This is a genomic window from Salmonella sp. GDC200615 (genome assembly GCF_050574145.1).
Taxonomy (GTDB): domain Bacteria; phylum Pseudomonadota; class Gammaproteobacteria; order Enterobacterales; family Enterobacteriaceae; genus Salmonella; species Salmonella enterica.
The window spans coordinates 50093-72049 of record NZ_CP192248.1 but is presented as its reverse complement, the minus strand read 5'-3'; the positions used below and the strand labels follow the sequence as shown (position 1 = coordinate 72049).

30 protein-coding genes and 6 pseudogenes are annotated in these 21957 nt (G+C 52.9%); 32 read left to right on the top strand and 4 right to left on the bottom strand.

What is annotated here, in order from left to right:
- Positions 1-53: 53 nt before the first annotated feature.
- Both ACQ29O_RS23085 and umuD read right to left on the bottom strand, forming a co-directional pair.
- Positions 54-1328 carry a Y-family DNA polymerase gene (locus ACQ29O_RS23085; RefSeq protein WP_015059462.1) on the bottom strand — a complete coding sequence of 425 codons (1275 nt, stop codon included), beginning with the start codon at positions 1326-1328 and terminating at the stop codon, positions 54-56.
- A complete protein-coding gene (gene umuD, locus ACQ29O_RS23080; RefSeq protein ID WP_000925627.1) occupies positions 1328-1750 on the bottom strand; it encodes a translesion error-prone DNA polymerase V autoproteolytic subunit in 423 nt (140 codons plus the stop codon). Before umuD ends, ACQ29O_RS23085 begins: the two co-directional genes overlap by 1 nt.
- Positions 1751-2260: 510 nt before the next feature.
- Here umuD and ACQ29O_RS23075 point away from each other — a divergent pair.
- Complete coding sequence (locus ACQ29O_RS23075) at positions 2261-2731, top strand: hypothetical protein (RefSeq protein ID WP_000490265.1); 471 nt, start codon at positions 2261-2263, stop codon at positions 2729-2731.
- Positions 2724-3080 carry a hypothetical protein gene (locus tag ACQ29O_RS23070; protein WP_000369839.1) on the top strand — a complete coding sequence of 119 codons (357 nt, stop codon included), beginning with the start codon at positions 2724-2726 and terminating at the stop codon, positions 3078-3080. Before ACQ29O_RS23075 ends, ACQ29O_RS23070 begins: the two co-directional genes overlap by 8 nt.
- On the opposite strand, the gene ACQ29O_RS23065 is transcribed toward ACQ29O_RS23070, so the two are convergent.
- Complete coding sequence (locus ACQ29O_RS23065) at positions 3018-3299, bottom strand: hypothetical protein (protein ID WP_146671468.1); 282 nt, start codon at positions 3297-3299, stop codon at positions 3018-3020. The genes ACQ29O_RS23070 and ACQ29O_RS23065 overlap by 63 nt on opposite strands.
- Before the next feature lie 162 nt (positions 3300-3461).
- Between ACQ29O_RS23065 and ACQ29O_RS23060 the strand changes: the two genes are divergently transcribed.
- The 16 genes and pseudogenes from ACQ29O_RS23060 to ACQ29O_RS22985 all read left to right on the top strand — a co-directional run bounded on the left by ACQ29O_RS23060 (position 3462) and on the right by ACQ29O_RS22985 (position 13029).
- Positions 3462-4142 carry a DNA methylase gene (locus ACQ29O_RS23060; protein ID WP_001747300.1) on the top strand — a complete coding sequence of 227 codons (681 nt, stop codon included), beginning with the start codon at positions 3462-3464 and terminating at the stop codon, positions 4140-4142.
- A complete protein-coding gene (locus ACQ29O_RS23055) occupies positions 4142-4363 on the top strand; it encodes a hypothetical protein (protein WP_001109588.1) in 222 nt (73 codons plus the stop codon). Before ACQ29O_RS23060 ends, ACQ29O_RS23055 begins: the two co-directional genes overlap by 1 nt.
- Positions 4364-4418: 55 nt before the next feature.
- On the top strand, positions 4419-4832 hold the full coding sequence (locus ACQ29O_RS23050; RefSeq protein ID WP_000990114.1) for a DUF1380 family protein: 414 nt from the start codon (positions 4419-4421) through the stop codon (positions 4830-4832).
- Between the two features lie 71 nt (positions 4833-4903).
- Positions 4904-5668: a hypothetical protein gene (locus ACQ29O_RS23045; RefSeq protein ID WP_061710416.1), complete on the top strand. Its 765-nt coding sequence runs from the start codon at positions 4904-4906 to the stop codon at positions 5666-5668.
- 495 nt (positions 5669-6163) lie between these two features.
- Positions 6164-6598 (top strand): antirestriction protein, encoded by a 435-nt coding sequence (locus tag ACQ29O_RS23040; protein ID WP_001200150.1) that lies wholly within the window; start codon positions 6164-6166, stop codon positions 6596-6598.
- 66 nt (positions 6599-6664) lie between these two features.
- Positions 6665-7099, top strand: a complete 435-nt coding sequence (locus ACQ29O_RS23035; RefSeq protein WP_000274534.1) for a DUF1380 family protein — start codon at positions 6665-6667, stop codon at positions 7097-7099.
- Positions 7100-7334: 235 nt separating this feature from the next.
- Complete coding sequence (locus ACQ29O_RS23030; RefSeq protein ID WP_000015983.1) at positions 7335-7658, top strand: DNA polymerase III subunit theta; 324 nt, start codon at positions 7335-7337, stop codon at positions 7656-7658.
- Positions 7622-7789 carry a hypothetical protein gene (locus ACQ29O_RS23025; RefSeq protein WP_254486131.1) on the top strand — a complete coding sequence of 56 codons (168 nt, stop codon included), beginning with the start codon at positions 7622-7624 and terminating at the stop codon, positions 7787-7789. The genes ACQ29O_RS23030 and ACQ29O_RS23025 overlap by 37 nt, the downstream gene beginning before the upstream one ends.
- Before the next feature lie 593 nt (positions 7790-8382).
- Positions 8383-8730: pseudogene (locus tag ACQ29O_RS23020) on the top strand (single-stranded DNA-binding protein SSB2); the annotation flags it as partial.
- Positions 8699-8839 (top strand): annotated as a pseudogene (locus tag ACQ29O_RS23015) (DUF905 family protein); the annotation flags it as partial. The pseudogenes ACQ29O_RS23020 and ACQ29O_RS23015, both read left to right, overlap by 32 nt.
- 68 nt (positions 8840-8907) lie before the next feature.
- Positions 8908-10891: pseudogene (locus tag ACQ29O_RS23010) on the top strand (ParB/RepB/Spo0J family partition protein).
- A gap of 39 nt (positions 10892-10930) precedes the next feature.
- Positions 10931-11065 (top strand): annotated as a pseudogene (locus ACQ29O_RS23005) (conjugation system SOS inhibitor PsiB family protein); the annotation flags it as partial.
- Positions 11059-11701 (top strand): annotated as a pseudogene (locus ACQ29O_RS23000) (plasmid SOS inhibition protein A); the annotation flags it as partial. The pseudogenes ACQ29O_RS23005 and ACQ29O_RS23000, both read left to right, overlap by 7 nt.
- Positions 11702-11735: 34 nt before the next feature.
- A complete protein-coding gene (locus ACQ29O_RS22995) occupies positions 11736-11864 on the top strand; it encodes a hypothetical protein (RefSeq protein WP_001746558.1) in 129 nt (42 codons plus the stop codon).
- Between the two features lie 85 nt (positions 11865-11949).
- Positions 11950-12108 (top strand): hypothetical protein, encoded by a 159-nt coding sequence (locus ACQ29O_RS22990; RefSeq protein WP_001704449.1) that lies wholly within the window; start codon positions 11950-11952, stop codon positions 12106-12108.
- A 102-nt stretch (positions 12109-12210) separates the two neighbouring features.
- Positions 12211-13029, top strand: a pseudogene (locus tag ACQ29O_RS22985) (DUF932 domain-containing protein).
- Between the two features lie 310 nt (positions 13030-13339).
- Here the strand turns inward: ACQ29O_RS22985 and mltE are convergent.
- On the bottom strand, positions 13340-13810 hold the full coding sequence (mltE, locus tag ACQ29O_RS22980; RefSeq protein ID WP_024134052.1) for a transglycosylase SLT domain-containing protein MltE: 471 nt from the start codon (positions 13808-13810) through the stop codon (positions 13340-13342).
- Positions 13811-14232: 422 nt separating this feature from the next.
- Here mltE and traM point away from each other — a divergent pair, with 422 nt between their 5' ends.
- The 14 genes from traM (at position 14233) to ACQ29O_RS22910 (ending at position 21953) form a co-directional block, all read left to right on the top strand.
- The gene (traM, locus tag ACQ29O_RS22975) at positions 14233-14613 is read left to right on the top strand and encodes a conjugal transfer relaxosome DNA-binding protein TraM (protein WP_001151568.1); all 381 of its coding nucleotides are present in this window, start codon (positions 14233-14235) and stop codon (positions 14611-14613) included.
- Positions 14614-14807: 194 nt separating this feature from the next.
- Positions 14808-15497 carry a conjugal transfer transcriptional regulator TraJ gene (traJ, locus tag ACQ29O_RS22970; RefSeq protein WP_061710418.1) on the top strand — a complete coding sequence of 230 codons (690 nt, stop codon included), beginning with the start codon at positions 14808-14810 and terminating at the stop codon, positions 15495-15497.
- A 98-nt stretch (positions 15498-15595) separates the two neighbouring features.
- Positions 15596-15991 carry a conjugal transfer relaxosome DNA-bindin protein TraY gene (gene traY / locus ACQ29O_RS22965; RefSeq protein ID WP_001746564.1) on the top strand — a complete coding sequence of 132 codons (396 nt, stop codon included), beginning with the start codon at positions 15596-15598 and terminating at the stop codon, positions 15989-15991.
- Positions 15992-16032: 41 nt separating this feature from the next.
- Positions 16033-16395, top strand: coding sequence for a type IV conjugative transfer system pilin TraA (gene traA, locus ACQ29O_RS22960; RefSeq protein WP_001274202.1), 363 nt, complete (start codon positions 16033-16035; stop codon positions 16393-16395).
- A gap of 14 nt (positions 16396-16409) precedes the next feature.
- Positions 16410-16721 carry a type IV conjugative transfer system protein TraL gene (gene traL / locus ACQ29O_RS22955; RefSeq protein WP_000012129.1) on the top strand — a complete coding sequence of 104 codons (312 nt, stop codon included), beginning with the start codon at positions 16410-16412 and terminating at the stop codon, positions 16719-16721.
- A 21-nt stretch (positions 16722-16742) separates the two neighbouring features.
- Entirely contained in the window at positions 16743-17309 is a 567-nt protein-coding gene (traE, locus tag ACQ29O_RS22950; protein WP_000399760.1) for a type IV conjugative transfer system protein TraE, read from the top strand.
- Positions 17296-18036, top strand: coding sequence for a type-F conjugative transfer system secretin TraK (gene traK / locus ACQ29O_RS22945; RefSeq protein WP_015059453.1), 741 nt, complete (start codon positions 17296-17298; stop codon positions 18034-18036). Before traE ends, traK begins: the two co-directional genes overlap by 14 nt.
- On the top strand, positions 18036-19457 hold the full coding sequence (gene traB / locus ACQ29O_RS22940) for an F-type conjugal transfer pilus assembly protein TraB (RefSeq protein WP_000146698.1): 1422 nt from the start codon (positions 18036-18038) through the stop codon (positions 19455-19457). The genes traK and traB overlap by 1 nt, the downstream gene beginning before the upstream one ends.
- Positions 19447-20043 carry a conjugal transfer pilus-stabilizing protein TraP gene (traP, locus tag ACQ29O_RS22935; RefSeq protein WP_000527898.1) on the top strand — a complete coding sequence of 199 codons (597 nt, stop codon included), beginning with the start codon at positions 19447-19449 and terminating at the stop codon, positions 20041-20043. Before traB ends, traP begins: the two co-directional genes overlap by 11 nt.
- A complete protein-coding gene (locus ACQ29O_RS22930) occupies positions 20021-20245 on the top strand; it encodes a DUF2689 domain-containing protein (protein WP_001746950.1) in 225 nt (74 codons plus the stop codon). Before traP ends, ACQ29O_RS22930 begins: the two co-directional genes overlap by 23 nt.
- Entirely contained in the window at positions 20242-20757 is a 516-nt protein-coding gene (gene traV, locus ACQ29O_RS22925) for a type IV conjugative transfer system lipoprotein TraV (protein ID WP_001746951.1), read from the top strand. Before ACQ29O_RS22930 ends, traV begins: the two co-directional genes overlap by 4 nt.
- A gap of 134 nt (positions 20758-20891) precedes the next feature.
- Entirely contained in the window at positions 20892-21113 is a 222-nt protein-coding gene (traR, locus tag ACQ29O_RS22920; RefSeq protein ID WP_001278699.1) for a conjugal transfer protein TraR, read from the top strand.
- Positions 21106-21573: a hypothetical protein gene (locus tag ACQ29O_RS22915; RefSeq protein ID WP_000549559.1), complete on the top strand. Its 468-nt coding sequence runs from the start codon at positions 21106-21108 to the stop codon at positions 21571-21573. The genes traR and ACQ29O_RS22915 overlap by 8 nt, the downstream gene beginning before the upstream one ends.
- Entirely contained in the window at positions 21570-21953 is a 384-nt protein-coding gene (locus ACQ29O_RS22910) for a hypothetical protein (RefSeq protein WP_000870325.1), read from the top strand. Before ACQ29O_RS22915 ends, ACQ29O_RS22910 begins: the two co-directional genes overlap by 4 nt.
- The last annotated feature ends 4 nt before the right edge of the window (positions 21954-21957 follow it).

Below are 21957 nucleotides of genomic sequence, written 5' to 3'. Positions count from 1 at the left end.
TATTGTAATTAAGTAGTTTATATTGAGAATTTCAAGGTGAAATCGCCACAATTTCAAGTCAATTTCGCTGCAGGAATATCTGCCCAACGTGTCGTATAAGCTGGCGAAAGTAGTTCCCTTTTCATCTGCCACTCGGGGGCAATCCCCCGACCGGCGAACCATATTTTCCCCTTGCCCGGATGGTTAATCCCATCCAGGACTTGCATCAGCTGCTCGCTCCGTTCCCGCGGCTGTACTTCATCAAACAAATTAAGCTGCGATACCCCGGTTGGCGTGAAATCGTTCAGCATACAGCCTGCCTTTGCGTAACGGTGACCATCCACCCAGATCCTGTCCAGAGCTCTGACGGCAGCGGCAATGATGTCCCGTGTATCCTGCGTGGGGATGAGCAGTTTTTCACTGGCCAGATTACCGTAGTAGGGCTCAGTTACGGCGAACGGCGATGTTTTCACAAACACGGCAATATGCCTGCAGAACTGCCGTTCCCCACGCAGCTTTTCGGCGGCACGTTCAGCGTGCTGACAGACTGCCTGCCTCATCGCTTCATAAGTCGTGACTCGTTCTCCAAAGCTTCTGCTGCAGACTATCTGCTGTTTGGGGGGCGGTGCTTCCTCCAGGGAAATACAGCTTTCTCCATTGAGTTCCCGGACCGTTCTCTCCAGAACCACATTAAAGTTTTTCCTGATGAACGTTGGATTCGCGCGGGCCAGCTGCAGTGCTGTGGTGATCCCCATTGTGTTCAGCTTCTTTGAGATCCTGCGGCCCACACCCCAGATTTCCTCCACCGGTTGCAGTGACAGCAGTTTCTCCGTTCGTTTCTGATTGTGTAACGTCAGGGCAAGCACGCCTCCGAACTGTGACCATTCTTTCGATGCCCATTGCGCGCTTTTAGCCAGCGTTTGGGTCGGTCCCATTCCGACGCCGATGGTCAGCCCTGTGCCGGAACGAACGTGCTCACGCAGCTGTCGGCCGAAATCCTCGAAATCGATGCAACTGTCTATACCGCGAATATCCAGAAACATCTCGTCAATGGAGTACTGTTCAACGCGTGGCGCCAGCTCTTCCAGGTGAACCATGACCCTGTTCGACATTGATGCGTAGAGGGCGTAATTACTGGAGAACGCGATAACCGGCTCCGGAAATTTCGCCGACCTCAGTTGAAACCACGGCACCCCCATTTTTATGCCCAGTTTTTTTGCTTCAGCGCTGCGCGCGATTACACAACCATCGTTGTTACTCAGGACCACCACAGACCTGTCACGCAAATCGGGGCGAAAGACCTTTTCGCAACTGGCATAGAACGAGTTGACGTCAGCCAAAGCGAACATCAGTCTGTGCTCCGGGTTTTGTGTATAAAAGCCGTCACCACCCCGAAAATCTGCAGTTCTTCCGGATAAAGCGTGGGGTAGGCCGGATTAATCGGCAGCAGGGCGATACGGGGCTTCAACTGCAGGCGCTTAACGGTGAACTCGCCATCTGTTTCCGCGATGACAATATCCCCCTGCATGGGTTTCTCAGCTTTGTCGACAACCATTAAATCGCCGGAATGCAGACCCATTTCTTTCATCGAATCCCCGATAGCCCTGACGAAGAATGTTGCAGCCGGACGCCGTATACAGTAGGCATTCAGATCCAGTTCCTCCTCCGTGTAATCGGCGGCCGGCGACGGAAACCCCGCCGGGCAACGTTCGGTGAACAGCGGGGCAGTGGACTGTACCGGCTCCTGTTCGGGTGCTACAAGCAGTAACATGGCATACCTCTTAAAATACCTGTTTTTATATACAGCATTATTTAAGATATTTTCTGTCCTGCAAGTGAAATTTTACTGTTTCCCCTCAGATAACTGTTCTGCCTGGAAAAACAGATGTCAGGTTATCCACAGAATCAGTTAATAACCCTGTGGAGGAGCAACGCAGAACTGTTGGTATGTCATCTGTCCTCCTCTGGTGTTTCCCTTCAGCTCCTGTTGTCACCCCGGCCATTCCTGCACACCTGATGCTGACTGCCACCCGCTGCCAGTGTGCCGCGTCCGGCCTGTCACGGGACGGGCGCTGGCGTCGTTGTGATTGTACTCCATACCCTCGCCAGTTTAAGGGCGCCCTTCAAGCCGCTTTCGCGGCATAAGCTCGCCGACGATGAGAATTGTCGGCTCGTTATTCCACGGTCGGCGTTGACCCGTTACCGGACGCGACGAACAGGCAGCGTGCGGCAGGGAACGGTATCGCGGTGATGCCTCCTGCCGGATGTTGAGGAAAATCTTATGTTCAGAGTGACCTGTATCGACCTGGAAAATGGCGAGTTTGCGCTTTATATCAACGGACATTATCTGTCCAGTGAAGACGGCAGCGGCGAGAAGCTGTACCTGGGGGATATTCTGGAACGTTTATCCCGTCTGCCTGGTGTGACCACGGAAACCGTGGAGCGACCAGTACCAGACAGTGATGAGTGGAGCTGGAACGATGTGGCAGACAGTGTTTTTCCGGCCTGTATCACGCTGTCCCGCAATATGACAGTCGCTGCGTTTAAACAGCGTCTTTCCCGGTTTCCTGATGATGCGCTGTGCTGCGGTACGTTCTGGCTGGCCAGTGATTTTCTGGCGCTGGACAGTTCGCTCACGGAAGACGATATCGATGCGGCGATGGAGCTGGCACAGCACTGCCATGATGCGAATGACGGGTTCAACTGGAGCCATCTGCAATGGGCAATCGATGAGGTGAAGCGCGGTGGATAATAATTCAAACATTAATGATACCTGGCTTGTTGGCCTGAGTGTCGACGTCAATGGCACTGAAATGATGGTGCATTACCTGGTTTCCGCGACTGACCTGGAGCATGCCGAAGCGGGTGTTCTGCAAATGGGGCGCACCTGGTGGCCATCGTTGAAACGCGAGGATGACCGGCATCGGTGGGAATATGAAACAGGCGTGGTCTGGTTTAACAGCATCATTCTGCTCGATGACGTGGAAAACAGTATCCTGCGTGGTCTGAAGTTCCTCGATGCGTGGACAGTGACCGGCTCAACGGATGCGCCGGTACTGCGCGATGAGTGGGGGAATGACTGGCGGGATATCACCCGCTGATAATCTGCCGGGCAGTACGTCTGCCTGGTACTTCCTGAATGAATAATGATGTCGCGCAGCTCCTCTTTTTTCGGCGCCAGCGCCGGCGGCGCGGGAGCAACGCTGCCTGTGGTCAGTATCCCGCGTCCGGCCGGGCACGGGACGGGCGATTTTTCTGCTCCTGCCGGGCGCTGTCGCTATTATGCGCCCGGCACTCGCCTTCTGATGAACGCCCTTCAAGCCGCTTTCGCGGCATAAACTCACCGACGGTGAGGACTGTCGGCTCGTTATTCCACGGTCGGCCTGACCCGTTACCGGACGCGGTGAACAGCCCACAGGCAGCGGGGAACGGGCGTCACAGGGATGCCCTCCCGGTGCCTCCTGTAACCGCGAGGAATCTCTATGTCCCGTTTAATCCTGGGGAACTGTGTCGATATTATGTCCGGCTTTCCGGAGCGCGCCGTCGATTTCATTCTGACCGACCCGCCTTACCTTGTCGGATTCCGTGACCGTTCCGGCCGCAGTATTGCCGGTGACAGAACCGACGAGTGGCTGCAACCCGCCTGTAACCAGATGTACCGCGTACTCAAAAAAGATGCGCTGCTGGTCAGTTTCTACGGCTGGAACCGCGTGGACCGTTTCATGGCGGCCTGGAAAAGTGCCGGTTTCAGCGTGGTCGGACACCTGGTATTCACCAAAAACTACTCGTCAAAATCCGCGTATGTCGGCTACCGCCATGAATGCGCTTACGTGCTGGCGAAAGGCCGTCCGGCCCTGCCACAGAACCCGCTGCCGGATGTCCTCGGCTGGAAGTATTCCGGCAATCGCCACCACCCGACGGAAAAGCCCGTTACCAGCCTGCAACCGCTGATTGAGTCTTTCACACACACGAACGCCATTGTTCTCGCCCCGTTTGCCGGCTCCGCCTCCACCTGTGTTGCCGCGTTACAGGCGGGGCGCAGATATATCGGTATCGAGCTGATGGAGCAGTACCACAAAGCCGGGATTGAGCGCCTGACAGCCGTACAGCGCGCCATGCAACGCCCGGCCGCCAACGACGTCTTTTATCCGGAGGCCGCGTAATGAACTATTCCGGACACGAAAAACTCCGCGCAGAAGTGGCGGCGCTGGCCAACAGCATGTGCGACCTGCGCGCCACCCTGAAAGTGCTGGAAGAGCGTTATCACTGGCAGCGTCACGGACTTACTGAACGACTGGCCGGGCAGAGTCTGCGGCGTATCAACACCCTGCTGGATGAAGCGTACAACGAAAGCCTGATGCTCAATGAGTGTTTTAAAGACTGACAGATGACGAGACCACGGGCGGCGGTGCCGCCCCACTGAACCAACGGAGAAAATCATGATGTATGGCACACGTAAAGAACTGAACTCAAAGCTGAAACGCATGTTTGGCAACGACGAGCGTTTTGCCCTGCTGATCTGGACGAAGCAGGACGTTATGTCACTGACTCAGGCGATGACCGAAGTGGAGGCCGATGCGATTTTGCGTGAGATTGGCCGAAAAGGTATGGGCGAACATACCGGAGACGGTATTTCAGACAGCACGGTACAGGCGCTGTACGCCGGATTACGGACTGAAATCCCGACCGTCAGTGTTCCCGCCGACCTGCTGGCAAGGGTGACGAATATCGCCGGGCGGGCGCTGGATACGGAGGACGCTCAGGCCTGGCCTCTTGTATGTCAGGAGTACCCCGGCGTTGCCGACGCTCAGGTCGATATTGCGCGGCTCAGGCAACTGGCGCTGGCGGCGTAACGTACCACCCCGTACCGGGTGACGGGCGGGGTATCAATCACAACTGTATGAACACGAAGAGGAACAACACAATGAGAAACACGCTCAGTACGCTGATAGTGCGCCACGGAGATAATCTGTTACGCCGGTCCGGCTGGCCCGAAACCGTCGGCGTGACGCAGGTTGCCCCCGGTGTGGTGCCCGGCTGGCTGGCCGTCTGCGGTGTGCTCAGTGCTGCCGAAATCTTGGCACTGACGACGCATCTTTGTCAGCCCCTTAATTATGGACGGGCGCAACTGCTGACGGCCAGTGCGCAGCGGCTGGCGGGGACGCCAGTCCGGTTACATCTGTACCCGGTACAGGCATATCCGCACCCTGCCACGGTACGCGAATGCACTGAAATTCGCCTTCCGTATGCTCAGGAGTGGCTGACCGCGGACGAATATGCCGACTTGCTGGCGTTCCTGAAAGCGTCCGCTGACCGGGTATGTGAAATTGTCCGCCAGGATACGAAGCGCATCGCGGCGGCGCTGGCACCGTCCGGCGAGTCCCGCCTGATGGAAAAACGCATCGGGAACTGGCGGTTACTGGCCGATGAATACGACCATGATAACTGGCTTGACGAAGAGGGCGAGGACGGACTGGATAAGGTGCTGGACGCGGTACTGGTACGTAACGCCCGTTTCTGCCCGGTGCTGCTGACGCTGGTTAATGAGCCGGAGGAAGAAATCGAAGCCGCCGGCGTGATAACCGACTGTTTGCGCTTCCCGGGGGAACCGGTCCGCCGCTGGCTTGACCGCCGCGTGCTCCGGGATGTGGTGAACGAAGCCCGGAGTTTCACAGGCAACATCCGTTAAATAAGCTGTGTGCGGTGAACGATAAGCTGTAAACGGTAACGAGAAAGAAGAGAGAAGGGGAGGTCTCCTTCTCTTTTTTCAGTTTTTCAGCCGGCGATTGCGACGATGCCGGGGACGACAGGCAAAACAGGCAAAAGGATGTCGCCTTTTCGGCTCCGCATTCACCCGGCTCAGGCCTGCCGGCCGTCGCCTTGTGGTTTTCCACTCTGACAGTCCTGTGTCGTGTGCGGGCTGTGCCGTGCATCCATCGTAGTCGGGCTGTCGTGGATACAAGGGTAAAGTGCACGCGGCGGTCACCCGGTCCTTCCTTCACGTCAGCCGCGATCTTCCGGTCGTTCGACCGTTCAGGTTTCACGGTCTCACCCTTCAGCTCCCGTCTTCCGTGCGCGTCAGGCTGCGGCTTCCCTTGCGCCCTTGCATCCACGATTGATCGCCCGACTGGTATGGATGCACGGCACCGCCCGGTGTCGCGGAATATGTGATTACGGAGGTTTTATGCAGTATTCAAATCAGCAACGTGCGCGTGTTATTAACGTTGAAGAATCCGACCGCCTGTCTTTCCTGCCGTACATGTTCGGCAACGATTTTATGCTGGCTGAATTACAGTTATATGCCCTGGCGAAAAAATGGATGCCTGAATACAACGGTGGTTTCTGGCATTTTATCCGTCTGCCGGAAGGCGGCGGATACATGATGCCCGACTGCGATCGGGTACACATGATCAACGGTGAAAACTGGTTTGATCGTACCGTCAGCGCCGACGCTGCCGGAATTATTCTGACTTCGCTCGCCATTAACCGCCGTTGCTGGACGCATCACGACTGCGGCAACGCTGCGCTCACTCGCCTGTATATGCTGCGTGATACCCAGCTCTGGAATCACATTACGTTTCACCCTGAATGCAACGCTATTTACGCCGCGCTCGACTGATTAACCGACGGGGCGGCGATGCCGCCCCGCTGTAACTGTCATTCATTGATTTAAGAGGAGTCTGTTATGTACGGAACCGTCAGCACCATCTGCTGCGACTTACTGAAAGTGTATGAGAATCACGAAAAAATCGCTGTCATCATCTGGTGTGAAGGCGATGTGCGGGAAATGGGGGCGGAGTTTAATCCGACCTCTGATGACATACAGGCCGTACTGCGCGCCATTGGCGAGTCGGACAGTGATGCGCTCTGGCGTGATGGTATTGGCCAGAATTTTGTTGAGGGTGTATTACGCGAGTTAGTCGCACTGCGCCCACCGCGCCAGATTGCTGTACCTGAAGATGTGCTGCGCACGCTTTTACCCCTGATGGAAGCCGGAATGAACCTTCCTCGTTACCAGACGCAGGACAGGGCTGCTGAAGAAGAAACCGCGCTGGATACGTTGCGATACCTGCTTTCCACAAATATCCCGGCGCATAACCTGACCGAAGGAAACTACTGACAGATATTAGTGCGCCGTGTACACCGGTGGTCACTTCCTCTTACAGGGCGGAAAAAGCAGTCAGGCATGATGGCAGGCGGGGAGGGCGCCTGTCAGCCCGCGCGAAAAAACCTGCAGGCTGGCGCCTGCGGGGGGAAGGACAGGGGCCGCGCTTCGCGCCGCTCCCTGCCCTTTTCCCCCTCTGCCTCTGATGGCGTACACTTACAGCCGGTTTCCATTTCTGTCGGAGGATGTGATGTCCGGACTGAATCTGGCGGCAACAACTAAAGAAGAGCAGGATAAAGTGGCCATTGACCTGGTTGCTTCAGGCGTGGTCTATAAAGAAAGGCTGGCGATGCCGGTGGTCGCTGAGCTTGTCGTCAGAGAACAGCCTGAGCATTTGAGAGAGTATTTCCGGGCGCGGCTGGAGTATTTGCGCAACTCCCGGACAAGAATGCCCCGGAATATGCCAGAAAAGAGGATGAGGTTAAAAAATAGCGCCATTCCTGATGCATTCTGCCTGTCGCTGGCCGGATTTTACGCATGCCGGGTGATGTTTTTTTCTGGCCGGGGTGTGTGATTTTCTTCCTGCCGGTGATAATACGCTGCCTGTTCCTGTTCCTGTTCCTGTTCCTGTTCCTGTTCCTGTTCCTGTTCCTGTTCCTGTTCCTGTTCATTCTGCTGCTGATATTCCCTGAAAGATTTCGCTGACGCCGGGCGACTTCCCTGACGGGAACCGGGACTGTCATGCTGCGCACCGAGCCAGCTGCGCTGTCTCTGCCCGGCCCCTTCGGGGCAGCGGGTTTCCATCCCACTGTCGCAACGTCAACGGCAGGCTTGCTGCGACCGTTCCGGTCACGCCGCCCCTGGCGCGCCGTTTCCTGCGCTTTTCGCACCCCGGCGGTAAGGCTGCCGGGCTGTAAGGCGCAACGCCGTTTCGCGTGCCGCGTCCCGACGTTGCGGCGGGTTCCTGCTCATCTCCGCTTCTGGTGCCGTTACCCGTTTAAGTCCCTGTCGCCGGGGGCTGATACAGCCACAACCCGCCGCACTGGCTGTCCAAGGTGAAATGAACAGCCCACAAAACTTTTTGCCGTAAAAGGCCGGCAAAAACTTTTGCGTTCTGCCCCGGACAGGTGCGTCGGGCCGTGGCAGTGATGCCCCTTGCGGTGAAGGTTCTCAAACGGGTGATGGCAGTACCAGAGGGAACAGAACAGCAGGTCCCCGCAAAACGTCAAAACCGCGGCTCCCGAAACTCAACGGGTGATGATTTTTAAAGTCAAAACAACGCATTAAGGAGATTTATCATGGCAGCACGTGGCGTAAACAAAGTTATTCTGGTCGGTCATATCGGGCAGGACCCGGAAGTACGTTACATGCCCAACGGGGGCGCGGTGGCAAATCTTACCCTCGCCACGTCAGAAACATGGCGTGTCAGGCAGGACGGGGAGATGCGCGAACACACCGAATGGCACCGTGTTGTCGTGTTTGGCAAGCTCGCTGAAATTGCCAGTGAATATCTGCGTAAAGGTGCTCAGGTCTACATCGAGGGCCAGTTACGCACCCGCAAATGGACCGATCAGTCCGGTCAGGACAAATACACCACCGAAGTGATCGTTAACGGAAGACGATCAGGGGACGCACCTTCGCTTGGTTGTGCGTAAGGACGGCGAAATGGTCTGGCGGGGCTGGAATTTTGAACCGGGCGGCGAGTACTGGCTCAACCGCTGTATCGAAAGCCACGGTATCCGTAAAACGCAGTAAGCCGTAAGAGGTGCCGGACGGGAACACGTCCGGCAGACAATTATTAATATCATGAAGGAGTATCAATAATGTCAGTTACCAATTCTAATGCAAAATCCGCAGTAAAAACCAGCCGTAAGGCGAAAAACGCCGCCAGTGCCAGTAACACCGTATTGTCGGCGGTGCTGGCGCAGACCGAAGAACAACACGTACCGCTGTCCGCACTGGTCAAATCCCCGCAGAACGTGCGTATCGTGCCGTATTCCGCAGAGAGCGTCCGCGAACTGGCGGACTCTATTAAAGGGATTGGACTGCTCCAGAATCTGGTTGTTCACGCCCTCCCTGACGGCCTGTACGGTGTTGCCGCTGGCGGCGATGAATCTGTTGGCCACTGAGAACACGATCCACCCGGACTGGCCTGTCCGCGTGAAGGTTGTGCCGGATAATCTGGCGACCGCCGCTTCACTGACCGAGAACGGGCAGCATCTGGAAATGCACCCTGCCGAACAAATTGCGGGATTCCGCGCGATGGCAGCGGAAGGCAAAACTCCTGCACAGACTGGCGATCTGCTGGGCTATTCGCCCCGTCACGTACAGCGGATGCTGAAACTCGCGGGGCTGGCTCCGGTTATCCTGGAAGCGCTGGCTGCGGACAAAATCACCACGGAGCACTGTCAGGCGCTGGCGCTGGAGGACAATCCCGACCGTCAGGTGCAGGTGTACGAGGCGGCGTGTCTAGAGGGCTGGAACAATAAACCGGAAGTGCGCGTGATCCGTAATTTGATCACCGACAGTCAGGTTTCCACCCTCAACAACAGCAAATATACGTTTGTCGGTGAAAAAGCTTTCTCCGGCGATGAAATCCGCGCAGACCTGTTCAGCGACGAACAGGGCGGTTTTGTGGACAAACTGGCGCTGGATACGGCCCTGCTGGAAAAACTTCAGTGGGTGGCGGAGTGCCTGAAAGAGGCCGAGGGCTGGGCATGGTGCGCGGGACGGATGGAGCCTGTCAGCCGCTATGGTGAGGATACCGAAGTGTACCGTATTCAGGATGAGCCTGACGCGGTTTACACGGAGCAGGAACAGCAGCGCCTGGACGAGTTGCAGGAACTGTACGACGAAAACCAGACCGCCAGCGATGAAACCGACACGATGGAGTCAGAGATAGAGGCCATCGAATGCGCGGCACAACTCCGGGCATGGACGCTGGAAATGCGCGCACAGTCCGGCGTGGTGGTGTCATGGAGTCACGGTGAAATCTGTGTCCAGCGCGGGGTGAGCCTGCGTGAGCAGTCTGAAACGGAAGATGAACCCGATCAGGTTCCGGTATATGAGCGCCAGCCGGAGCCTGTGGACGAAATCAGTGTTCCCCTGCTGACCAGAATGTGTGCAGAACGGACATTGTCGGTCCAGGCGGCACTGATGCAGCAGCCGGAAAAATCCCTGGCGCTTCTGGCATGGACGCTGTGTCTGAACGTGTTCAGCAGCGGCGCGTATAACCGACCCGCTTAAATCAGCCTGAACTGTAAGCATTACTCCCTGACAAAGGATGCGCCGCCCGGCGAGAGCGGTGTTGCGTTTGTGACGCTGTCGCAGGAGGGAAAACGTCTTGAAACGTTGCTACCGGAGGGCTGGACACAGGACTTCACCACCTTTTTCACCCTCAGCGCCAAAGACCTTACCGCCCTGCTCAGTTTCTGCACCGCATGCAGTCTTGACGGTATGCAGATGCGCGGCGCCGGAGGCACCACCCGCAGTCCGCTCGATAAGCTGGAAATCGCGCTCGCTTTCCATCTGCGCGACTGGTGGCAACCGACGAAGGCCGATTTCTTCACTGGCCTTAAAAAACCGCAAATCATCGCCGCGCTGAATGAGGCCGGACTGACAGGCGCGGCGCGGGATGCGGAGAAGATGAAGAAGGGTGATGCGGCTGAACTGGCAGAGGACAAAATGCGTGACAACCGTTGGGTGCCTGTCTGGATGCGCGCCCCTGATGCAGAAAACGACGTATCTGATACCGAAAACGGCAGTGCTGATGCAGACAGCCACCACACCCTGCCCGATGCAGCCTGATAACGGAGGCCGCCCTTCGGGGGCGGCAGCAAGGAGAAAATGATGCGTAACATTATTACCCCCGCTGTATTGAGTACAATGATCCCCCAGGAATTCGAAGACTGGCGCGACGGCGGCGAAGACCTGCGCCGTGAACTGACCCACGCCGCGATGCGTGACCTGACATGTCCCGCCGCCGTGGAGCACGTCTGCCCGCCCTGCCACATGCGCGTACTGAGCGGCAGCAGCCGGATTAACACGACAGTGGCACAGCGTATTCCCGGCCTGAACTGGGAGCCGAAGAACCGGCTGACCAGCCTGAAACAGGTGGAAGAGGCGCTGGACCGCCTCATCTCCAGCCACGGGGAGTATTGCCCGCTACCACTCTCCGTGGATGTGCAGGCCGAACTGTTCCCGGAGGTGATACACGCGCGCACAGATCGCCGGATGCAGCGTGAGAAAATCGCCTTTAACCGCAAAATGCGCCGGGAGGAAAAAGCGCTGGAACATGCCTGGCTGCTGCGCCAGAACCTGCTGGGGCAGGCCATGACGGAGCTTAACTTTCAGTCGCCGGAAACCGTCAATGCCTGGTATACGCGCTGGGCTGACGAGTTTGACGCGCGGGAGCTGGCGCAGGGGTTCTGGCAGTGGCGGACGCGGTTTACCTCGCTGACGTCGCTGGACTGGCTGCGCGACAGTGATGAGCCGCTGTACAACGTGATGTATGAAATCTGGTTCATCGTCCGGGAAAACCCGGTATATGTGCGCGAGGCCGAACGTTGGCAGGTACCCAACAAGCTGACGAACCGGAGGCCCGGGCGACTTCCCTGATAAAGCCCGTCTGGAAACGCAGACCGCCCGGCTGATGGATCAGCTGGAGGTACAAATCCGGCTCATCCCGGTGGCAACGCCGCCATTGCAGCAAAAAGTGGATGAAATAGCACAGATGATTCACCTGATGGCGCAGTTTGCCGGAACTGAACTCAGGAAGTGACCCGGATGGCGGGGAATATCCCCGCCCCGTTATCGAAAGGAGATATCATGCGTAACTTTGAATCTACTGAAAGATGGTGGAAAAAATGAAAAGCCAGCTGGTAGCCGCTGCTGATCGTGCGGCCATGAGTGTCGCGTATGGTCAGGAAGCCGCAGATCATTACGGTATTCAGTATGGTTTTATCCGGTCTGTACGTGACTGGATCACCGGCTTCACCGAGGGGATTAAAGGGGAGCGTTGTTGAATAACACCCGCTTTTGTTACTTGAGTGTTAACGGAAATGGCGGTGTCTCCGGTCACTGCTTTTTCTTCAGAATTTTTTCATTAATTATATAAGGAATACGTTATGAGACTCGCTTCCCGTTTTGGTAGACAGAATTCCATTCGTCGTGAGAGTCCTTTGGCTGACGCTGAATTAATGCAGACTGTGCCTTCAGTTTTTTCCGGAGACAAACATGAATCCCGGAGCGAACGTTATACTTATATTCCAACCATTAATATCATCAACAGGTTACGTGAGGAAGGTTTTCAGTCGTTCTTTGCCTGCCAGAGTCGTGTACGTGATTTAAGTCGCCGGGAATACAGTAAACATATGCTGCGTTTTCGTCGTGAATGACAGATTAATGGGAAAGAGGTTCCGGAAATTATTTTGCTCAATTCTCATGACGGTTCGTCAAGTTATCAGATGGTTCCCGGGCTGTTCAGATTTATCTGTACAAATGGACTGGTATGCGGATCATTTTGGTGAAATACGTGTGCCACACAAGGGAGATATTGTTGGGCAGGTGATTGAGGGGGATTATGAGGTTATGGGGATCTTCGATAAAGCCACCGAAAATATGGAGTCAATGAAGTCAGTGATACTTAATCAGGATGAGCAATATCTGTTTGGTAAAGCGGCACTGACTGTCAGATATGAGGACGAAAATAAAATCCCTGTTTCTCCTGAATAAATAATTACTCCACGTCGTCGGGAAGATAAACAAAATGACCTGTGGACAACATATCAGCGTGTACAGAAGAATATGATGAAGAGTGGGTTACCCGGCAGGAATGCCCCGGAAAAAACACCCGGATCAGGGCAGTTACCGGTATTAATGGTGATATCCGGTTAAACAAGGCGCTGTGGATGATTGCTGAACAGTTTCGTGAATGTAAGTCATAATAACATAAGTAAAGCCCCGAAAATTTTTCGGGGCTTTACTTATGTTATTCTTCCCGGACATTGTCAGATTGTCTGTAACATCCCATTTTAATCAACAGACTTCATCGTTTTCTGTCATTTATGTGCCAGCGATAAAAACGGATCTGACAGGGTGGAAGAAGATATGATAACGGGTTCCCGTTTCGCGGGATTCCGGGCAGTCAGTATTACATTTCTGTGTTTATTCCATTCTGCTATGCGGCATAAAAAATATATGGGTTTCGGTTGATAATATTATCCCTTCTTCTGCTTGCCGGATACAAAAAGGGGATCATCGGGCGGGAGTCTGCCTGGTTTTACTTTGTTTTATCGCGATCCAGATTCGGTGTACATCAGTCGCATAGTCCAGACGACGCGCATCCTGAAGGGGAGTCTTTTTAAATCCGGCGTTGTACGCTCCGACTGCTGTCCAGTATACCCCCCACTTTCTGAATGCGATTGCCAGATAATAAGCTCCGGTGTAAATATTCAGGCAGGGATCGGAGACAAGTTGTTCCGGTTTTATTCCATAACGAGCCAGTTCTTTAAAGTGCTGAGAGTCAACCTGCATTAATCCCGAGCCATATCCCGTAACCGGGTTAATACCGACGGCATTAACCCGGTTACGGGATTCCTTCCATGAAATCGCCCGCAGTAAATCCGGATCTATTTTATAGTCTCTCCCGGCCAAATGAAAACAGTCAGCGGCATGGACTACCGTGCTCATTAATACCAGGAGGACAGACAGGAGCCATTTATACATTAATTTGCCTCTTGCGTAGTCATCCGGTAATAACTTAACCCACTCCAGCTCCATACTCAACAAATTTGCCGTCCTCACCACAAAAAGCACCACACCCCACGCAAAATTAAAATTTTGCTGATTTTTATTTATAAACACACGCTTATGAAAAATTAGTTTCGCATACTCTCATTATGATATTGAAGAGTAATTCATCGGTGAATCTTTGACGATTCATCTGTGAATTGCACATAATTCATAGATGAATCACAAATAATAAAGCAATAAGTTAAAGTGAATTGACTCCAGATTCAATTCGTGTTGTGATTCGTCTCATGAATCGTGGTGAATCGCGATTCGATTCACGATTCAATTCATCGATGAATCGTCATTTTGGAATGTGAATAATAAATGGTTTATAACTTTTATATAAGGAGGGATATGTGGCAAAAGTGCAGGCTTATGTTAGTGATGAAGTGGTTGAAAAAATAAATGCGATTGTGGAAAAGAGGCGTTCAGAAGGAGCAAAAAGTACAGATGTGAGTTTCTCAAGTATATCTACCATGCTGCTGGAGTTAGGGCTTCGTGTATATGAGGCTCAGATGGAACGTAAAGAGTCTGCGTTTAACCAGATGGAATTTAATAGAGTCCTTCTTGAAAATGTTCTGAAAACTCAGTCCTCAGTGGTAAAAATTTTAGGTATAGGATCTATTAGTCCTCATGTGGCAGGAAATCCAAAGTTCGAATATGCAAATATGGTTGAAGATATCAAAGAGAAAGTATCTTCAGAGATGGAAAGGTTTTTTCATGAAAATGACGAATAATAGCGGGATTAAATTCTGATTTAATTTAAATAAAAGTATGTTGATCTATAAAAATATAGTGACAAATTAAGTCTGAAAACAATATAGTACCTTTGTAGTTAACACTACGTTAAAAAATGAACGTTAAATCGCCGATGCAGGGAGTTGGTCCCTCCCTGCATCGACTACCCATAGAATCCTTTGAGGAGGCTCCTGTGTATCCGATGGATCGTATTCAACAAGGATATGATCGTCAAATAAATCTGCTGGAAAATTTGATAACCGTTATTCAGCATTTTCATAATCCAGCCTGTATAAGGAATGTATCTGGTAAATTCCTCTTTTGTAATGCTTTGTTTCGGGAATTGTTCCTGAAAGAAACTTATAGTGCTGAAAAATGGCTTCTGTCACAGCCTGATTTTTCCGAATTGATCTCTATAACCGAGATGGAAGTATATCGAAATGAACATACTCATCTAAATCTTGTTGAGGATATTTTTATTCAGAACCGTTTCTGGACGATATCTGTTCAATTTTTCTACAGTAAACCTGATGGTATTGTCGTATGGGAGTTTTTTGATGCAACTCATGTACGGCATACGAATAATTACAAACCCAGATTCTCTGGGGATTATGATATAAAAAAACTTATTGAGACAATAAGAGATATTTCTTCTGTATCCTCATTCAGAAATGATGTTTTTTATTTATACAGTTCAGGACTAAGTCATAGTTCTATATCGAAAATATTAAACATCTCAATAGCAACCTCAAAAAAACATGCATCATTTGTTTGCTCTCATTTTTCAGTCTGTAACAGGGATGAATTGATTATTCTTTTATATAAAAAGAAAGTTATTCAGAGTCTCTTTGATAAGGTGATGGGTATTATTAATAACTGTTAATTTATTGTTAACAAAACATATACCTTCCGTCTATTTACCTTTTCTTGTTATTCTGTAAACATATCTTGTAACCAGAAGATAAATAGCGGGAGGTGTCATTGAAAAGATTTGGTACACGTTCTGCAACAGGTAAGATGGTAAAACTGAAATTACCTGTAGATGTAGAAAAACTTTTAAGGGAAGCAAGCGACAGGAGTGGGAGAAGTCGATCATTCGAGGCTGTAATCAGACTTAAAGATCATCTTCATCGCTATCCTAAATTTAACAGAAAAGGAAATGTATATGGTAAGTCACTGGTAAAGTATCTGACTATGCGTCTGGATGATGAAACCAACCAGTTACTTATTACTGCTAAAAATCGCAGCGGGTGGTGTAAAACAGATGAAGCTGCGGACAGAGTTATTGATCATTTGACCAAATTTCCAGATTTTTATAACTCAGATATATTCAGGGAGGCGAACGAAGGTAAAAAGTCAACGTTTAAAGAGCGTTAGCTTTCATATTTATTATTAATATTACTCAAAAGAGGAATCATATGAGCGCTATTTTAAGTGTTCAGGGGGCTTCTGCGCCCGTTAAAAAGAAATCGTTTCTGTCTACGTTCACACGTCTGAACCTGCTGAAACTTGCCCGCGCAGTGATCCCGGCGGCAGTGCTGATGTTCTTTTTCCCGCAACTGGCAATGGCTGCCGGCGGTTCGCAGGACCTGATGGCCAGCGGTAACGGTACGGTCAAGGCGACATTTGGTAAGGATTCCAGCGCCGTCAAGTGGGTTATTCTCGCGGAAGTGCTGGTCGGTGCCGTGATGTACATGATGACCAAGAACGTCAAATTCTTGGCGGGTTTTGCCATCATCTCGGTCTTTATTGCCGTTGGTATGGCTGTCGTCGGCCTCTGACAGGAAATAAGACCATGTCGGGAGACGAGAATAAACTCAGGAAATATCGTTTCCCGGAAACACTGACCAACCAGAGCCGCTGGTTCGGCCTGCCGGTGGATGAATTAATTCCTGCTGCTGTCTGTATTGGCTGGGGATTAATGACATCAAAACAACTTTTCGGCATCAGCGCTGCGGTTCTGGTTTATTTCGGGATAAGAAAACTGAAAAAAGGACGGGGAAGCTCCTGGCTGCGTGACCTGATTTACTGGTATATGCCGACAGCCCTTCTTCGCGGTATTTTTCATAACGTTCCCGACTCGTGTTTCCGGCAGTGGATTAAGTAATCATTATTCCGGGATGAGTATATGGAACACGGCGCCCGTTTAAGTACCAGCCGCGTACTGGCGATAAGTTTTATTTTTATGGCCCTGCTGATTGTGCTCAGTCTGGCCGTGAATGTCATTCAGGGTATTAATAACTACCGGCTGCAGAATGAGCAACGCACGGCAGTCACCCCTATGGGATTTAACGCGCCCTTTGCGGTGTCACAGAACAGTGCCGATGCCTCTTATTTACAGCAGATGGCACTGTCGTTTATTGCCCTGCGTCTGAATGTGTCGTCAGAAACCGTCGACGCGTCACACCAGGCACTTCTGCAATATATTCGTCCGGGCGCACAGAACGAAATGAAAGTCATTCTGGCAGAAGAAGCGAGACGAATTAAGGCCGACAACGTTAACTCCGCTTTTTTCCAGACCAGTGTCAGGGTCTGGCCACAGTATGGCCGCGTGGAAATTCGCGGTGTGCTGAAAACCTGGATTGGAGATTCAAAACCGTTTACCGACATCAAACATTACATTCTTATTCTGAAACGGGAAAACGGTGTGACCTGGCTGGATAATTTCGGGGAAACAGACGATGCGAAAAAATAAGCCGTATAAGCCATTTTTACTGGCGGCCGGATGGTTATTTTCCGGTCTGGTGATGGCGTCGGGCTCCGGTACGCTGGCCCCGGTGGTGGTGTCCCTGGCTAACGGCGGTCAGGCGAACATTGCTGTCAGCAACACCGACCCGAACCTGTTTACGGTGCCGGGTGACCGTATCACTGCGGTCAGCGGTCTGGACGGCATGCTGACAAACAGTGAGGAGACAGGCACGGGCGGCGTGGTGGTGGCCACGGTCAGCAAAAAACCGTTCACCTTCATTCTGGAGACGGAGCGCGGGCTGAACTTTTCCGTCCGGGCTGTCCCCCGGGCCGGTGCCGGACGCACCGTACAACTGGTCAGCGACCTGCGCGGAACCGGGGAGGAGGCTGGCGCATGGGAAACGGCCACCCCTTATGAATCCCTGCTGGTTGCCGTCAGCCAGGCAGTACGTGGAGGTACGCTGCCTGCCGGCTGGTATCAGATCCCCGTCACGAAAGAAGCGCTGCAGGCCCCGACCGGTCTGTCTGCCCGGGCTGACGCTGTGTGGACCGGCAATCACCTGAAACTGGTACGGTTTGCTGTGGAAAATAAAACGCCGTCTGCCCTGAACATCAGGGAAAGTGATTTCTGGCAGCCCGGAACCCGCGCCGTGATGTTCAGCCAGCCCGTCAGCCAGATACTGGCCGGCGCACGAATGGACGTGTACGTCATCCGTGACGGGGAGGGCAGCTGATGGCGAGCATCAATACGGTTGTAAAGCGTAAACAGTACATCTGGCTGGGGATTGTTGCGGTGGGGGCTGCCGCTGCCATTGGCGGAGGCCTTTACCTGTCTGACGTCGACATGAGTGGCAACGGAACGGCCGCAGAGCAGGAGCCGGTACCGGATATGACCGGGGTGGTGGACACGACCTTTGATGACAAAGTTCGTCAGCATGCCACCACGGAAATGCAGGTGACGGCGGCGCAGATGCAGAAACAGTACGACGAAATCCGCCATGAGCTGGATGTTCTGAATAAGCAGCGCGGTGACGACCAGCGTCGTATTGAGAAGCTGGGGCAGGACAACGCCGCCTTGGCCGAACAGGTGAAGGCCCTGGGAGCGAACCCGGTGACGACCACAGGAGAGCCCGTGCCGCATACACCTGCCTCACCGCCCGGTCCGGAAGGAGAACCTCAGCCGGGTAATACACCGGTGACCTTCCCGCCACAGGGTGCCGTTCCTCCGCCAACCGCTTTTTATCCGGGGAATGGCGTCACGCCTCCGCCACAGGTGACATACCAGTCCGTGCCGGTGCCGAACCGTATACAGCGTAAAACGTTCAGCTATGACGCTGCCGCGAAGAAAGATCCCTCCCTGCCGTATATCCCGTCCGGGAGTTTTGCAAAAACCATGCTGATCGAAGGAGCGGATGCCAATGCCTCCGTCACCGGTAATGAATCGACGGTCCCCATGCAGCTGCGCATTACCGGCCCGGTGGAGATGCCGAACAGTAAAACATATGACCTGACCGGGTGCTTTGTGGGGCTGGAAGCCTGGGGGGATGTGTCCAGTGAACGCGCGATAGTACGTACCCGTAATATCAGCTGCCTGAAGGACGGCAAAACCATCGACATGCCGGTTAAGGGACATGTCAGCTTCCGTGGAAAGAACGGCATCAAAGGTGAAGTGGTGATGCGTAACGGCAAAATCCTCGGCTGGGCGTGGGGCGCCGGTTTTGTGGACGGTATCGGCCAGGGGATGGAACGGGCTTCTCAGCCGGCGGTGGGACTGGGGGCCACTGCGACTTACGGCGCGGGCGATGTGTTCAGAATGGGGATTGGTGGTGGTGCATCAAAAGCTGCACAGACACTCAGTGATTATTACATCAAACGTGCCGAGCAGTATCACCCGGTGATCCCGATTGGTGCCGGTAATGAAGTGACCGTGGTGTTTCAGGACGGTTTTCAGCTGAAAACCGTGGAAGAAATGGCACAGGAGCAGGCCCGTCACCGGAAGGAGGATGAAAATGCGGAAAGCCCGGTGCCTGTACCTCCGTCAGTCGACAGCCATATGAACGGCTTTAACACCGACCAGATGCTGAAGCAGCTGGGTGACCTGAATCCACAGCAGTTTATGTCCGGCAGCCAGGGAGGACATGCAAATGGGAAATAACCGGCTGAACAACCTGAAGGGACGTGCCGTTTTATATCGTATTGCCGGTCTTCTGCGCTGGCTGATATGGGGCGTGAAATATGCCGTTATCTGGCCGCTGGCCACAACAGCCATTGTTGTCATTCTGCTCTTCCGGACGGGTGATACCACGCCGGGACAACAGATGGCGCAGGAAATCGGACGGGTGAGGGCAATGGCCCCGTCCGGGATGTTTCCGGTCCGGGACTGCCCTGACCCGGTTTTCACTGTGTCGTCACCTGTACCGCTGAATCTGACGGAAAACTGTCCGCTAAAAATAACCGGCGCGGAAGAATACGCGGCAGATATCGACCAGTCTCTGTCGCAAACGGGATGGCTGTTATGGGGGATGCTGGCGCTGTTGTATACCGCGGTGGCAGTAATGATCGGAGACCGGCCGTACCGTCACAATCCACTGACATATGCGTATGACACGGCGACAAACAACCTGAAGCATATTGATAAAGAAAACGAAATCCGGACTTTAAAAGAAAATACAAACGGGCAGGTTTCTTATTCCGGTAATAAAGAGGCTGAAAAAGAGGGTGATAAAAATGAATATACGTAATGTTATTTCAGTTCCTGATGAGCCCGTGCAGGATGATTTTTTGAAATCTGTTATCAGTAACTGTACTACAAAAATAATACTCTCCGGTCGCCGGGAATATAATTTTTCAGTTCCCGGAATGCCTGGCGCAGGGAAAACATGTGTTCTGTCTGAATTAATCAAAAAGCTGCTGCGTGAGAATAAGAAAGGGGCGAAATCATGAACCATATTTCATGCCTGATCCCTTTCTGTGGCGCGCTTTTGCTTTCCGGATGCGCCGGAACGAACTCCGACTTTGAATGTACCGCCACCACGTCAGACACCTGTATGACGATGGAGCAGGCCAATGAAAAAGCGAAAAGGCAGGAGCAACCTGAGACGGTAAAGCCGGGTGCGGTATCACTGCCGCACCTGGCTGAGGGTAACTTTCGCACGACGCCGGTACAGGCCGTCAGTACCGTCACACCGCCCCTCGGAAAGACAGTGATCGCCCCGCGTTCCGGGCAGAAACCGCCGGCACTACACCCGCTGTTTACAGCTGCCCGGGAGGTGAAAACGGTGGTGCCTGTCAGTACGGCCTCTCCTGTGGTACCGCCCCGTCCACTGAGAGCCGGGGAGCAGACGGCGGCGTTATGGATAGCGCCCTATATTGACAGCCAGGATATTTACCATCAGCCGTCCGGTGTATTTTTTGTCATTAAACCGTCCGTGTGGGGAAAGCCACGGATTAATTAACTGACGCGTCAGTCAGATATCAGCCGGCAATGCCGGCCGGCTTTCTGTATTCAGGATCTGCCTGTAAGACGAGTGCCCTGTGCGTGAAAAGGGACGGGCGGTAGCGTGTCAGAACGTGTCAGGAGACATATTCCATGAGCGATGAAGCCGATGAGGCATATTCAGTGACAGAACAACTGACCGTGACGGGAATTAACCGGATACGGCAGAAAGTAAACCGTAAAGGTATTCCGGTTTACCGGTGTGAAGCATGCGGTAATCCCATTCCGGAAGCGCGGCGAAAAATATTTCCTGGCGTGACGTTGTGTGTCGAATGCCAGTCTTTTCTGGAAAAACAGGGCAGGCATTATGCATAAATCAGACGCTGAAAAAATGGAATCCATTATTGATAAACATGACCGGATATACCGGCGACAGGTTCGGGTATTTAAAAACTTGGGCTTCCTCTCAATAATTACCGCCGTACTGAGTGTGATTACTGCGTTATTCAGTACCTCCCTGCTCCTGAAATACACGCTGTGTGTCGTGATATGCGTTTGTCTGATTTATCTGGTTTTTATGTTCTTCTGCCTGGACAGGTATATCGCGCTCAGTCGTCAGCCACTGCTGTGGCTGATGCGCCGGGTGGAAGATACCGCAGACGTTCGCCGGGAGCTGTTCCGCCGCCTGCTGTCCGGGAAAACGCTGACCGGACGGGATGAAGACGACATCCTGCGTCTCTGGTGGGAGAGCAGTAATGAAGTGGAGGAGCTTGCAACCCGTCAGCGTGAACAGGATGACATCCGGAAGTTTGTCGGCGGGGATAAATCAGAATGAAGGTTTATCTGCAGCGTTACGGCGTGGCCGGTTTTCTCCTGGTGTACTGGAGCCTTTCCTTTGTGAATGAATATTTCCTGCATGAGCATCCGCTTTCTGCTGAATCCTGGAAGTGGATGAGATTACAGGCGCTGCTGGTAACAGGCTCTGTTGTGGTGACCGTGCTGCGGCTTTTTCTCCTGAACTCCGCGGTGCGCCGGGAGGCAACGGCCATCATGACTGGAGTCGCAGCAGGTCTTCATGTTTTTGCTCTGCTGGCTCCCTCCGTCTGGTTGTTTTATCAGTGGCAGTGGAACGGACTGTTTCTTCTGCAGTGGCAGGGAGCAGTCTTCCTGCTCTGTCTGTTCGCGCTTTCCGTTTCAACATTCTGTTTTTCTTAAGGTT